The organism is Helicobacter sp. 11S02629-2, from assembly GCF_002272875.1.
Taxonomy (GTDB): Bacteria; Campylobacterota; Campylobacteria; order Campylobacterales; family Helicobacteraceae; genus Helicobacter_I.
The window spans coordinates 1-14361 of the sequence record NZ_MLAN01000013.1; the positions used below are offsets into that span (position 1 = coordinate 1).

The following is a 14361-nucleotide window of genomic DNA, read 5'->3' on the forward strand; positions in this document are numbered from 1 at the left end:
CTAATACTAATATCTTAGTTCAATCAATTAATGACATGGCTGAATCTATAAAAGAACAAGCTAATGGTATAACTCAGATAAATGATGCTATATCTTTACTAGAGCAATCTACTCAAGGTAATGTAAACATAGCAGATGATGCTTCTAAGATTTCTAACTCTGTAACTCATATAGCAGATGAGATAATGAATGATGCTAATAGGAAGAGGATATAGAAGAATATCTAAAAGGATGAATGGTAGGGAGAATATCTAGAAGAAGAAATAGTAAAAAGAGATTCTCTTCTTGTGGGGGGGGGTTTCTATAAGTTTATGGATTCTATAGGTTTATGGAATCTAGGTTTTTATTGTTTTGGATTCTATAAATTTATGTTTTGTTTTTCTCTATTTTTTATTAATTCTATATTTTTCTTGTATAACACAAACTATATTTATAAATAGCATTTATCACTTATCTATATAGACTAGTTTTTACACATGAGTAAGACCGGGAAAGTAAAGTTTAGCTAAGGCGACAATGCCAGATACAAAGATCTGCAGCCCAACTCCAAGTATCAAAAAGGCTGAAACCTTACTTATGACAAGGGTTCCTCTAGTGCCTAGTTTAGCTACTACAGCATGGGTTTTTGCAACACAGATATAAATTAAAAATATCATAAGCAAAACGCCAACTATGATAGCTGCCATATTTATAAAGTAGTGCAGGCCGATTTTAGAATCCCCTTGGGCTGCAAGCGTAAAAAGAACTGATATAGTCCCAGCCCCTGTCATTATCGGAAAAGAGTAAGGATAAAAAAGCTTTTCATTAAGCTTATCTAGGTCTATATCTAGGTTTTCTTTCTTATCTTCAACAGTTTTATCTTTATCTTTTGGAGAGCTAGCATCGCCATTTAGCAAGTCCATACCAGTTTTAGCTATCAAGATCCCACCTGCTAATTGTATGATGGGTATGCTAAGGCCAAAAAGCTTTAGTATCCACGACCCTATAAAAAGGGCTACTATACAAACTATTAGACAGTTAAGTGCTATCTTTTTAGCAGCATACCTTCTTTCTTGCTGGGAAAGAGTTATGATTAATGGCTCTATGATGAGTGCTGTGCCAAAGGGGTTTACAACTGGTAAAAGTGCCAAAAAAGCAAACACCACTAGTTGTGCAAAGCTAAATACTACATCCATCAAGAAGCTCCCATGCTATCAAACAAAAAGTTTTAAATCCTAAAAGATAACCACTTAAAAGGCAAAGATAGACAATCTTTTTATATTTACTAAAACGTATAATATTAAAAATACTTTTCATTTAATCACTTTGGCAAACAAAAAAAGCAAAATATCTTCACAAAACTTAGCCCTATTAAACAAAATGCCTACAAAACAACAAAGAAAGCTATCTCAATGCCCCAGTGCTTGCATAAACATAGGCAGATAAGACTTTATAAAGCTCATAACCCCAGAGGCAAAGATCTCAACTCCAACTCCAAGGATTAAAAAGGCTGCTACCTTGCTTATAGCCAGCACTCCAGCACCCCCAAGCTTGCTAACTAGCATATGAGTTTTAGACAAAAAGACATAGGCTAAAAGCATCATAGCTATAACCCCTATGATGATAGCACCCATGTTTACAACATAGTGCCAGCTAAGTTTAGAATCCCCTTGTGCTGCAAGTGTAAAAAGGACTGAGATAGTCCCAGCATCTATCATGATAGGAAAGGAGTAAGGATAAAAAAGCTTTTTGTTTAACTGCTCTCTGCTTTCTGCTTCATTTTTAGCATCTGCTTCTGCCTCATTAGAATCGACTTTTTTAGCAGGTGCGGTATCTTTAGCGTTCATTAGCTTAAGGCCTGTTTGGATGATTAAGATTCCACCTGCTATTTGTATAACTGGTATGCTAAGACCAAAAAGCTTTAGTATCCACGACCCTATAAAAAGCGAGACTATGCAGATAAAAAAGCAGTTTATAGCTATCCTTCTTGCTGCATACTTTCTATCTTTTTCAGACAAAGTTGAAAAAAATGGCTCTAGTATGATAGATATCCCTATAGGGTTAATAACCGGAAATAGCGCTAAAAAAGCAAATACCACTAGCTGCACAAAGCTATATAACATCTCCACACTAACTCCTCTTTTAATCCTAAATAAAAGGCAGCAAAAACAAGTGGTTATTCTATCTTTTAAACGTGTTTTTTACTATATAAGGCGTGTTTTGTTTGCTGTTTTTTATTAAAAAGTAGTGGCGTCAAACTAGCTATTAAGATAAGAGGGTTGATAAAAGAAAACTAAAACCATAATGATATAAAGGGTTAGTTTTTAATCCATTCACTTAAACTTTTATAACTTGCAAATATATTTGTGCTAAGTTATATTTATTAAATCAAGCCTTCTTTAAAACACTTAGCTAGTAATGCAAAAAACCTATATAACTAAACCTAGTCTTACACAAAACTCCTTAGCTTTTTTAAACTTATACCACTTTTAGTTTTCTTAGCTTTTATTTTCCAAAGTATCAAAAAGCAAAACTTGTAAAATAGCCCTGATAGCACGGCTTTTAGCCTTTAGTTACCAAAACTTAAGATAAAATTAAACTAAAAAAGATTCTATATGGACAAAAATCACACTTTACTAAGTGCTTCAGCAGGAAGTGGGAAAACTTTCGCCCTTTGTCTAACTTACGTGGCACTTTTACTACAAAAAGCAGAACCTTCAAAGATAGTAGCCATCACTTTTACAAAAAAAGCAAGCTTAGAGATGAGTGAAAGAATCTTAAGATTTTTGAAAACACTTTATGGATACTCGCGTGGCAAAACTAGCGATGCCTTAGCTAAAAGCCTTTTAGAATCTTTACAAAAAGACTTTGGGCTAGATGAAAGCTACATCACTAAAAATATAGAAAATATCTACTTTAACTACCTAAAAAGCAGTACTTTTATAGGCACTATTGATTCTTTATTTAACAAAATCTTAAGGCGTTTTAGCTTTTTTGTAGGGATAAAAAGCGACTTTAAAATAGACACTATAGACAAAAAAGCCTTGCTGCAACTTTTTTTAGAGCAGATTCTAAAAAATAGCCAAGAGCTAAACTTGCTTTTAGGGCTTATGAGGTCTAATGATAAAACTGACTTAAAAGATATCTTAGGGATGCTAGATACCTTGCATGATAAACTTTTTGAGTTTGAAAGCTATCCGATAAACACTTTTGATATAAAAGAAGGGCAAAAAGAAAGCACCTTATTAGAGTCTTCTTTAAAAAGCACGTTTATGGACTTTAAGGGCTTTTTAGAAAACATAGTTGTCTCTAAAGGACTAGATTCTAATCATCAATGGATAGTTGATACTTTTAAAAACTTTTCTAACAAGCCTTTAGAATCAAATCTTTTTTACAACTTGGAGTATAGAAATCTAGAAGCTTTTAAGCTTAGTGATACAGAAAAACAAACTGTTGCCAACTTCCAAATTAAAATACAAAACATCTTAAGGCAAAAAGAAGCCTTAAAAGAGAAGCAAAACTTCTACTACCTTTTAAAGATAGTTAGCCTTTATGAAGATGCTTTACTTAGGCTAAGCATGGAATCTAATACTTTAAGCTTTGATCTAGTCAAGCAAAAAGTTTTTGAGCTTATGGTCGGCAAGGGCACAAAAGAAGCAAAAAGCTTAAGTCCAAGTTTGATAGAAGAAAGAGGCTTTAATAGTGAGTTTTTTTACTTTAGGCTTGATGGTAGTTTTTCTCATATGCTTATAGATGAGTTTCAAGATACTAGCATGATGCAATATAAGATCTTTTCTCCACTCTTTGAAGAGTTTAGAAGTGGTAAGGGCACAAGCGAGATAGCAAAGAAGCTTTTTTTTGTAGGGGATAATAAGCAAAGTATATATCGTTTTAGAGGCGCTAACCCTGAAGTCTATAAGCACGCACAAAGCTACACTACACAAAAACTTTTAGAGTACAACTATAGGTCTAGCCATGAGATAGTAAACTTTGTTAATGACATCTTTAGTGAAGCTTACAAAGACACAGCTATAACTTATACCAAGCAGATTCCAAAAAGTAAAGAAGAAGGCTTTGTAGAAGTTGTGCTAACTCAAAAAAATGAAAGTGAAGATACCCCAGCCTATACTGCTTGTCTAAATGCACTAAATCACATAAACTTTCTCTTAAGCAAAGGCATAGAATCTAAAGACATAGCAATCTTAGTTATGAAAAGATCTATAGGGAAAATGCTTATAGATGTAGCAGAAGAAGAAAGACTAGGTCTATGCTTTAGTATAGATAATGAAGAAGAGCTTAGCAAAGCAAACTGTGTGAAGATAATCTTTTGTGCATTAAAACTTAAAGCCTTAAAAGATAGCCTAGAAGCCTTGCAAGATGACTATCAAAAAAGTATACGCGAAAAAGAAGCAAAGCTTTATCAAAAAAAGCTTAATAAGCTTTTAGGAAAAAGCTACTTTGAAGATGTGCCTTTGCCTAAAGACTTAGACTTAAGTCTATCTTTGCCAAAACAGATAAAGCAAGTCATAAACGCCTATCACCTAAACAGTGAAGAAGCCTTGCAGTTTTTAGAACTAAGCCTAGCAAGCACTAAAAATATCACCATAGACTTGCTTTATGAAAAAGCTAGCGAAGTAAAGTTTACACTAAAACAAACTTCTAGCTTGCAGATTCTAACTGTGCATAGCTCTAAAGGGCTAGAGTTTAAGCACGTGATATTTTTAGATACTAACTCTAGCAGCAGAAGTGAAAGCTTGCTATATGACCATGATGGGCTAAATCTAGAAAAGATAGTTTTAAAAACTAAAAATAGAGAGCGTATAGATGAAAGCTATGCTAAAACAAAGAAAAAAGATGAAGACTTAAACTTTATAGATAAGCTAAATCGCTTATATGTCGCTTTTACACGTGCAAAAGAAAGTCTTTATATCTCTCTAGTTAGACCTCAAAAAAAGGGCAAAGACATAGCAAGCATGCTAAAGCTAGAGACTTTTAAGAAAGGTCATATAAACCCGCCATTAAACCAAGCAAGTAAAAATGACAAATCTAAAAGCATGGAATCTAGAAAGTTTCACACCTTTGGAATCCACCCAGAAGCACAAAGTGAGTATCTAAAAAAAGATGATGAAAGCTATAAGCTTATATATTCTCTAGGGCTAAAAGATTCCAGTCTTCGCGGACTAGCCCTTCATAGAGGGCTAGAGTTAAGCCTTGGATACAAGGAGGGTAATCCTAACTTAGATTCCATACTTTCAAGTGAGTTTGGCTTTTTCTTAGATAGTAAAAGGCTAAAAGCCCTAGGCACAAAGGCCTTAAATCTAATAAATGATAAAGCCCTAGCAGGCTTTTTTAAAGATAAAAAGATAAGCTCTGAAGTAGCATTTTTATCAAACAAAAGACTAAGGAGGATAGATTCCCTTCTTTATAACGCTAAAGACTTTGTAGTCTTAGAGTTTAAAAGCTCTTTTAATCCTAGTCTTGCAAGTAGCTATAAAACCCAACTTAAAGACTATCTAAGCTTTATAGATACCTACTATAAGCCACAAACACTAAAAGGCCTTTTAGTTTACATCACACAAAGTGATATTAAAACAGAGCAAGTTCTACTACAAAAAGGAGACGTATGAGTGAACAAACCTACGACAAGATAGAAAGTGGCACCAGCCTCAGACAAACCTTAAAAGGCTTTATAGCGCATGAATCTTTTGGTGGGATTTTGCTATTTTTCTGTGTTGTGATAGCTATGGTCATAGCAAACTCTAATATTAAAAATATCTATTTTGATATATGGCATCACTACATAGATTTTAAAGTAGGTCCACTAGTACTAGCCCATATAAGCATCATACACTTTATAAACGACGTTTTGATGTCGCTATTTTTTCTAATGGTAGGCCTAGAGATGAAGCGCGAAGTGCTTTATGGAGAGTTAGCTGGGTTTAAAGCAGTTAGTTTTTCAGTCTTTGGTGCCATTGGTGGTTTAGTGCTTCCTAGTGTGATTTATATCTTTTTTAACCACGGCACTCAAAGTGCTGATGGCTTTGGCGTGGCTATGAGTACAGATACTGCCTTTGCACTAGGTGTTATCTTACTTTTAGGAAAGCGTATACCTCCAGTTATAAAGATCTTTCTTGTAACCTTAGCAGTAGCTGATGACTTAGGGGCTATCATAGTCATAGCTGTCTTTTATACAGAATCTATAAATATGGAATGGATCTATGTAGCTATAGTCTTAGTAGTCATACTTATCATCTTTAACTACCTTGATATCAAATACATCTCTTTTTATCTAATCATAGGAGTGATACTTTGGTTTGCCATATTTTTTAGTGGGATACATGCAACCATTGCTGCAGTACTAGTAGCCTTTATCATTCCGGGCAAGTCTCAAGTATCGCGTAATAGCTACCTTAAGCTAAAAGAAACCTATAATAAACTCTACTTTAGCACACGTGCAAGTGCTGAAAGCTTTAATGTCTTAGATGTAGAGCGAACAAATATCTTTTCGCGTATAGTCTTTGGCATAGGCGACTTTTTTAAAGGAGCTTATAAAAATATCAAAAACTTTATCAGTCCTAAAAGTGATGCACAGCGTGAAGTCGATATGCACGAAGAGCATAAAAGAGTAGAGCTGCTTGATACGATTTCTCGCTACTCAAAGTATGCACAAAATCCACTAGTTAGGATAGAGTTTGTCTTACAGCCGCTAAATGCCTACTTTGTGGTCCCACTTTTTGCCTTTGCAAATGCCGGAGTTACAGTTGGTGCAGGCTTAAACTTCCATATAGATGGCATCTTACTTGGAACCATCCTTGGTCTTGTCATAGGAAAGCCTATAGGCATCTTTATCTTTACTATACTAAGTGAGAAAATCGGCCTTGCCAAAAGACCTGAAGGCCTAACTAACGCGCACATCCTTTCAGTTGGACTGCTAGCTGGCATTGGCTTTACTATGTCTATGTTTGTGGCAAACCTAGCTTATAAAACTAATATCGAAGCTATAGACCTAAGCAAGATAAGCATACTTATAGCCTCTGCCATAGCCGCAGTTGTGGGGGTTATAGGTCTTACTTTAAGCACTTCTAAAAAGTCTAACATCAAAGAAGAGGAGCTTTAAAAAAGATAAAATAAGCGTTTAGATAAAAAGGAGTAAAGGGCTATGCGTATAAGCGAAGTTTTAAACACAACCTATGGAAAACTACTTAATACTCCCTTTATAAGCGCTTTTACAAGTCTAGCTTGCAGCTTAGAGCAAGTTAAAACAGGTAGTCTTTTTTTTGCTAACGACAAAGATGATATAGCTAAAGCCATAGAAAAAGGGGCTTATGGCATAGTCTTTTGTGGCACATGCAAGATTATAGAAGAAGAGATAGCATGGATAGAAGTAGATTCTATATCTAGTGCTATAAAACTACTTATAAGATATATCTTAAGTATGCAAAAGCTAAAAGTAGTCTTGCTTAAAGACTTAGAGCTTGATATAGCTAAAGACTTAAGCTTGCAAGCTTATATCTTTGAAGGAAGTAGCAAAGAAAAGTTTATAGAATACATCTATAACGAACCTAAAAAAGAGCAATTTTTACTAACTAAAGACGCTAGCTTAAAAGACATCTTGCCTAATATTTTAGAATCTAAAAGTGTTTTGGAATCTAAAAGCCAATCTTTTCAAAGCTTGCCCTCTAAAAACTTGCTTAGCCTACTTAGACACACACTTTTTGAAAGCACGCTTCTTTATAAAGGTAGAGTTTTTAACCTGCCCTTGCCTTATATCTTAGTGCCCTACTTAGAAAGCCTTTTACATCTTTGTGAAAAAGAAGGTATAAGCTACTCTTTAGAAAACTACAAAAAAAACTCTTCTATCAACTTTTTATATCTAGATTCTAATAATCATCTAAGCGATAAAGAAACTTCTAAAGTGCTAATCCAAACTAGTAAACCTGAAGTCTTTTTAACCTATGCCTCCTACCTAGAAAAAAAGGCAAGCTATCTTAAGCTTATCTGTCTTAGTCTAGATTCCAAAACGCCAAGCTTAGAATCTAACACGCATCAAAAGATACTCTGTGCTAGCGAGGCTAAACTTATAAGCACTATAAAAGATACAGACTTTAACCTCTGCTTACTAGAAGGAGTAAGGCTTTCTTTTTTGCAGCAAAGCTTTGCTAAAGATACCACTTCAAAAGGACTATTTGATCTAACATGAAAGAGCTATATGAAAAAGAGCTAAAACTTTTAAGTGCTAAAGACATCCTAGCTTTAGAGGCACGTTTGCAGAATCTACAACTTCCAAAAGCTTTGAAAGTAGAATCTAAAAAAGGTCTTCATCTTAAGCTAGATACTCCCTTAACCCAAGAAGTAAAAGACTATATCCTAGCTTTAAAGCCTTGGCGTAAGGGACCTTTTTACCTAGAAGAGTATTTTATAGATTCTGAATGGCAAAGCTTTATAAAACTAAAAGCCCTTTTAAAAACCCTTGCAAGCTTAGGTATAGACTTAAAACAAAGCGACATCATAGACATAGGGGCTAATAACGCCTACTACGCCTTTGAGCTAGCTTTAAAAGGTGCACAAAGTATCACCTGTCTTGATCCAAGTGGGCGCTTTTATAAGCAGTTTGAGTTTATAAACAAACTAGCAAACTTTACAAATATAAACTATAGACTTTTGGGTATAGAAGATGCCTACTTGCTTAAAAAAAGTTTTGATTTAGTACTTTGTCTTGGCGTCTTATATCACAGAAAAGATCCCCTAAACACTTTAAAAGAACTTCACTCTCTAACTAAAAAAGATGGCACATTAATCTTAGAAACACTTATCATAAACCAAAAAGCCCCTTTAAGCTATACTCCTTATCCAAGCTATGCTGGGATGAAAAACGTCTACTTTCTCCACTCACCAAGTGCACTATCTAACCTAAGCTTACATGCTGGATTTAAGAGCTGCGACTTAGTGCATAAAAGCTATACTACTAGCAAGGAGCAACGAAGCACAGAATTTATAGATTCCAAAAGCTTAGGTGATAGTATAGAATCTATAAGGCCAAAGGTGCTGCGCGCTATATTTGCACTAAAACGATAAAAAGGATAAACATGGATGAGATAACAAACACAGCCCTAAGTGAAAGAAACATAGCCCTTGATATAAACACAAAGCTTGCTGGCGAGCTAACTCACATGTCTACTGGAGTGGCCCATCTTAACTTTACGCCAACTGAAGACATGCGATTAGATAATAGACTTGTAAGTAGTGGCTTTATCTTTAACTCCGCTAGCTTTTGTGCATTAAGTGCTGTTAATAAAAGAAATAGCCTAGTAATCGGTGCTGATATAAAGTTCCTAGCACCAATTGAGCTAGGCTACACTATAAAGTTCAAAGCTAACGCCCTCCAAGATGACACTAAAAAGATAGAAGTGCAAGTTGAAGGTTTTTTGCTTGATATAAAAGTCTTTTATGGCATGTTTTATATAGCAGTGTTTGATAAAGGAATCTTCAAGCTTAAAAAAGGAGAAAGCTAGTGTTAGTAACACTTATAGTACTTTGTGTAATCTTTATACTACTTAGCATATATCTAGCTATTAGCAACGTTAAACTAAAAAAACTTGAAAGTGAAGATGCTAGTAGGCTTAAGGCTTTAGAATCTAAGTTTAGCGAGCTTTCTAATAAGCTGCTTTATCAAGATGAGATACATAAGGCTTATAAAATACAAAAAGAAGAACAGATAGCTGAGCTAAAAGAAAGGCTTGAAAGTGAGTCTTTAAACTTTAGACAAGAAAAGCTAAGTCTTCAAAAAGGCTTTGAAAGTGAAGCACAAAGGCAAAGGGCTATTTATGATCAGACTTTAAAAGACACTAAAGCTGAGCTTCTTTTACAAAGAAAAGAGCACGAAGAAAACCTCAAAGCACAGTTTGAAAGGATAGGTGCTAGCATCTTAGAGAAAAAAGAAAAAGACCTAGAATCTAAGCAAACCCTAACACTAGACCCACTAAAACAAGCAATTGATCGCTTTAAAACTGAGCTTTTAAACTCCACTAAAGAGACACATGAAAAACAAACCGAGCTTAAAACTAGTCTTAAACACTTAATTGATCTTAATAAAGACATGGATGATACAACTAAGGCCTTAACCAAAGCTTTAAAGGGTGATAGCAAAGCACAAGGTGACTGGGGGGAGATGATACTAGAGCGTATGCTTGAAGCAAGTGGGCTTACCAAAGATAGAGAGTTTTTTGTACAAGCCAACTTAAAAGATGAAGATAGTAATAACTTGCGCCCTGATGTCATCATAAAACTACCTGATGAAAAAGTAGTCATAGTTGATTCTAAAGTTAGCCTAAGTGCTTATGCAAGCTACTGTGAGACACAAGAGCTAAGCTTTTTAGATGAAAACCTAGTAAATATTAAAAACCACATAGAAGGACTTTCTAAAAAGCAGTATCAAAACCTAGATATCTATAATGACACCCTCAGCAAAGAAAAGCTTGGCTTTAAGATAGAACAAAGTAGCTTTCAATATGTCATCATGTTTATCCCAGTAGAAGGAGCTTATATAGAAGCCCTTAAAAAAGATTCTAGCCTTGTAACTAAAGCCTATGAAAAAAAGATACTTTTAGCCTCTGGCAGTACTCTTATGCCCATACTTTACATCATCGCAAAAATTTGGCAAGACGCAGCACGTGATAAAAATATAAACGAGATAATAAAGCAGGTTAATAACATCATAGCTAAGTTTGAAAACTTTGAAAATGACGTGAGATCTATAGGCACAAATCTTGATAAAGCAAAAGATCACTATGAAAAAGCCCTTATAAAAGTAAGTGGCAAAGGCTCTATAAAAAGTAGCATTACCACGCTTAAAAAGCTTAAAACTAGCGAAGGCTTACTGCCTATAAAAGAAGATGATGCAAGTGAGGCTAGCTTAGATATGCAAAATAATAACTCTATACTTGTTTAGCGATATAAAAGGAAGTCAAAAATTTAGCATTGAATAATTAGGCTACAAGTAAGGCAAGATTAAAATACTAAAAAATGGATAAAAATACAAAGGCTAGTGTGGGCAAAACACCCTAAAAGTAGAATCTAAAAACTAGTCTTGCTTCTCCAAACTCTTTTTTGCAAAGTCTAGGGCTTCTTGGCTAGGAACTTCGCCACTTATCATGCGCGCTATCTCTTCTACCTTGCCTTCAAAGTCAAGTAATGTAAGGCTTGAACCATCCTTACTTTTTACCACCTTATAGTGGCTATCACCTAAAAGAGGCATATGAGGTTGGTGGGATATAGCAAAGATTTGATACTTAGCACTTAATGTTTTTAAAAGCTTAGCTACTCCTTGGCTTTCAACCCCACTTAAGTTAGCATCTATCTCATCTAAGACTAACACGCCCCCTTCATCACCTAAAGTACCACTTACGCTAGCTGCAACACAAAGCATGCAAAGCCTTAGCCTGTTGTACTCACCACTACTTAAGTTTTCTTTAGCAGTGCCATTTAGATAAAGACTTATATGCTCACTTCCTAGTTGACTTAAATGCACTTCTTCTAGCTTTAAGTCTATATTAGCTAAGTGCACACTTTTAGCATAGCCTGCAAGCAAGTCACTAAGACTAGGAAGACTAGCTGTTCTTTGTGCTTTTATCTTGACTGCTTTGGCTTTAAGATTAGTGCTTAAAACATCTATCTTTTTTTGTAAAGATTCTATATTAAAGCTTATGTTGTTATATTTCTCTAGGTTTTGCTTTTGGGTTTGAAGGTGGCTTAGTGCTTCTTCTATACTTCCATAGCGACGCTTTAAGTCGCCTAGGGCTTCAAGGCGAGTTAGGGTGCTTTCAGTATCAAGCTCTAAGTTCTCATACTCATCAAGCACTCTTTCTATCTCTACTCTTAAGTCATTAGCCACTTCTAAAAAGGCACTTGATTTTATACCTACACTTTCACAGAACTTAACTACAGCATCCATATTATCCATAGTCTCTAAGACTAAGGCAGCTTGAGAAAGCACCTTATCTTTAAAAGATAGCTTTTTTTTAAGCCCCAAAAGCTCTTCATACTCTCCAACCTTAGGGTTTATAGAATCTATCTTTTGTATCTCAAAGCTAGCAAAATCTTTGAGATTAGCTATATTTTGCTCTTCTAAGCGCAAAGCCTCTAGCTCTTTAAGTGCTAGCTTATAGTCTTTATAATCTTTTTTGTAGTCTTCTAAAAGTGTCTTATAGTCTTTAGCCTTTGAAGCTATCATGGAATCTAATACATCTAAGATATGCTCACTTTCTAGCTCGCTAGCGTTTTTTGCACTTATATACTTAGCAAACTTTGAAGTAAGCTCTATAACTTTTTTCTTTGAAGTAGCTTGGCTATTTACAAAGTAGCGCATGCCATTAAGACGCTTTATGCTTATAGTTAGCAAGTCTTTATCTTCTGCTAAGATATCTAAGCTTTCAAGCTCTTTATCTATATCTTTTACATTTATATCAGCTTCAACTAAGTCTGCATTTGGCTCTTTTAGTCCAAAGATACTAAGGATGGATTCTAAAAAGACTGACTTACCGCTTCCACTTGCCCCACTTATGACATTAAACCCGGGTGCTAGCTCTAGCTCTAAGTTTTTAAAAGTAGGAGAGTTTTTAACTAAGATTCTACTTATCATGCGCCCCAGCCAAACTTCTCTCTTAGCCTATCAAAGTAGTTTTCGCCTAAGTTGACAAGATAGGCTTTATGCCTTGCACTATGGACTATAAAGACTTCTTCTTTTAGGATTTCTAGCTTTTCTTGGCCATCACTTACTACGCAACTATCTTTGTTGAACTTAAAAGCTAGATAGAAACTATCATCTAAGATTAGTGGGCGTTGGGTTAAAGAGTGGGCACACACTGGTGTTAAAAGTATGTTTTTGCAGTAAGGATAGACCACACTGCCACCTGCTGAGATATTATAAGCACTAGAGCCTGTAGGGGTAGCTACTAGTAAAGAATCTAGCCTATATTCATTTATAAGCTTACAAGCACTATCTTTTTGACAAAGTATGTCTTTTTTACTACTGCTAATATAGGCTTTTATATCTGTCATAGAGTAGTCTTTCTTGCCTAGTAAGAACTCATTTAAACAGTAGACTTTTTTGCTTCTATGTACCTTGCTAGTCTTTTTGTCTTCTCTTACTATAAAGCCTTCTAACATCATATGTTCATTTAACTCATACTCGCCAGTTTTTAGACGCTTAGCCATGGCCTCTATATCTTCAGGCAAGATAGTAGTTAAAAAGCCTAAGTGGCCTGTGTGTATGCCAAGTATGGGGATGTTGCTAGAGTAGCTATTCCTTGCTAGTGAGATTAAAGTGCCATCTCCTCCTATGCTTATAAGCAAGTCTACTTCTTTTAAAAGTGCCTCTAAGCTTAAAGCGTCTTTATAGCCTAGCATAGTTGCACTTTGCTCTTCTAAAAAAGGCTTTATGCCAACACTCCTTAAAGCATCAACTAACTTTTGATATATGGGTCTGATTGAAGGACTATTAGGTCTAAGGGTTATGCCTACTTTTTTTATAGGTAGACTAGTCTTTGTAGACTTAAGACTAGTGCTATCTTTTTTCATCTAGCTAGCTACTTTAGAAGAGTTTTTTATAACTTCATAGGCTTCTTTTATCGCTCTAAAGCGAGTTATATAAGCGTCAACTATCTCTTTGTTTTTACCATATACAGTATCTGGATGATAGGTTCTAACTAGCTTTAAGTAGCGCGACTTAATGGTACTAAAGTCATCACCGATAGTAGAATCTAAAAGCGAGTAGCTTCTTCTAAGCTCTCTTTCTTCCTTAGTTAAAAAGCTTTGATTTATAGATCTTTCAAACTTCTCTTTACTCATAAAGTCATTAAACTCAAAGACTAATAAGACATTATGTATAACTTTAAAGCTTATAAGATTTATCACTTTATCCCAGAACTCTTCGCCCGTAGCATTTAGATATATCTCATTGCCTTTATCGCTTAAGCAGTACTTTTGAAATAAAAGCTTTATATATCTTTTGGCTACAAAGTTTTCTTTTTCCATCTTTAAAAGCATTCGGTTTACACCTAGCACGCTTGCTCTTATATGCACCCTTTCTAAAAGCTCAGCCTCTCCAGTTATCTTTATATGCAAAGGGAGATGTGCACGTTTTAAAGCATCACTTATAACTAGATCTAAGGCCTTAGATTCTAAGCTTGGGGCACTTGCGTGTATGCACCACTGAAGTAGATACTCTTTTTTATAAGTCTCCCCATCATCTAAGATTAAGACTGATGAAGAAAGCTTGATGTTTTGGCTAAAGTGCTTATTAGCGTAGTTTATAACCTTCCTTAGCAGAAGAGAGTTTTTTGGTAGTCTGATTTGTATGTATTTATCACAATATGAAATCATGCT

Annotated in this window: 11 protein-coding genes and 1 pseudogene; 7 read left to right on the top strand and 5 right to left on the bottom strand. The window is 35.0% G+C overall.

The window, feature by feature from the left end:
- A pseudogene (locus tag BKH40_RS08770) lies at window positions 1–215 on the top strand (methyl-accepting chemotaxis protein); the annotation flags it as partial.
- 255 nt (window positions 216–470) lie between these two features.
- Here BKH40_RS08770 and BKH40_RS07255 read toward each other — a convergent pair.
- Entirely contained in the window at window positions 471–1175 is a 705-nt protein-coding gene (locus BKH40_RS07255; protein WP_095278234.1) for a MarC family protein, read from the bottom strand.
- Window positions 1176–1388: 213 nt separating this feature from the next.
- Window positions 1389–2102, bottom strand: a complete 714-nt coding sequence (locus BKH40_RS07260) for a MarC family protein (protein ID WP_257842540.1) — start codon at window positions 2100–2102, stop codon at window positions 1389–1391.
- A gap of 492 nt (window positions 2103–2594) precedes the next feature.
- Between BKH40_RS07260 and BKH40_RS07265 the strand changes: the two genes are divergently transcribed.
- From BKH40_RS07265 to rmuC, 6 genes are read left to right on the top strand one after another with little or no spacing between them, the layout of a single operon-like run.
- Window positions 2595–5606 carry a UvrD-helicase domain-containing protein gene (locus tag BKH40_RS07265; RefSeq protein WP_095278237.1) on the top strand — a complete coding sequence of 1004 codons (3012 nt, stop codon included), beginning with the start codon at window positions 2595–2597 and terminating at the stop codon, window positions 5604–5606.
- Window positions 5603–7096: a Na+/H+ antiporter NhaA gene (nhaA, locus tag BKH40_RS07270; RefSeq protein ID WP_095278239.1), complete on the top strand. Its 1494-nt coding sequence runs from the start codon at window positions 5603–5605 to the stop codon at window positions 7094–7096. Before BKH40_RS07265 ends, nhaA begins: the two co-directional genes overlap by 4 nt.
- Window positions 7097–7138: 42 nt before the next feature.
- Window positions 7139–8179: a hypothetical protein gene (locus BKH40_RS07275; protein ID WP_095278240.1), complete on the top strand. Its 1041-nt coding sequence runs from the start codon at window positions 7139–7141 to the stop codon at window positions 8177–8179.
- Window positions 8176–9054 (top strand): tRNA 5-methoxyuridine(34)/uridine 5-oxyacetic acid(34) synthase CmoB, encoded by an 879-nt coding sequence (gene cmoB, locus BKH40_RS07280; RefSeq protein ID WP_095278242.1) that lies wholly within the window; start codon window positions 8176–8178, stop codon window positions 9052–9054. Before BKH40_RS07275 ends, cmoB begins: the two co-directional genes overlap by 4 nt.
- An 11-nt stretch (window positions 9055–9065) precedes the next feature.
- Window positions 9066–9491, top strand: a complete 426-nt coding sequence (locus tag BKH40_RS07285; RefSeq protein WP_095278244.1) for a thioesterase — start codon at window positions 9066–9068, stop codon at window positions 9489–9491.
- Window positions 9491–10927 (top strand): DNA recombination protein RmuC, encoded by a 1437-nt coding sequence (rmuC, locus tag BKH40_RS07290; RefSeq protein WP_095278246.1) that lies wholly within the window; start codon window positions 9491–9493, stop codon window positions 10925–10927. The genes BKH40_RS07285 and rmuC overlap by 1 nt, the downstream gene beginning before the upstream one ends.
- A gap of 132 nt (window positions 10928–11059) precedes the next feature.
- Here rmuC and BKH40_RS07295 read toward each other — a convergent pair whose 3' ends face one another.
- The 3 genes from BKH40_RS07295 to BKH40_RS07305 are packed head-to-tail and all read right to left on the bottom strand — an operon-like array spanning window position 11060 to window position 14358.
- Window positions 11060–12616 carry an AAA family ATPase gene (locus tag BKH40_RS07295; RefSeq protein WP_095278248.1) on the bottom strand — a complete coding sequence of 519 codons (1557 nt, stop codon included), beginning with the start codon at window positions 12614–12616 and terminating at the stop codon, window positions 11060–11062.
- On the bottom strand, window positions 12613–13554 hold the full coding sequence (locus tag BKH40_RS07300; RefSeq protein WP_095278250.1) for an NAD(+)/NADH kinase: 942 nt from the start codon (window positions 13552–13554) through the stop codon (window positions 12613–12615). Before BKH40_RS07300 ends, BKH40_RS07295 begins: the two co-directional genes overlap by 4 nt.
- Window positions 13555–14358, bottom strand: a complete 804-nt coding sequence (locus tag BKH40_RS07305) for a J domain-containing protein (RefSeq protein WP_095278252.1) — start codon at window positions 14356–14358, stop codon at window positions 13555–13557.
- Window positions 14359–14361: the final 3 nt, after the last annotated feature.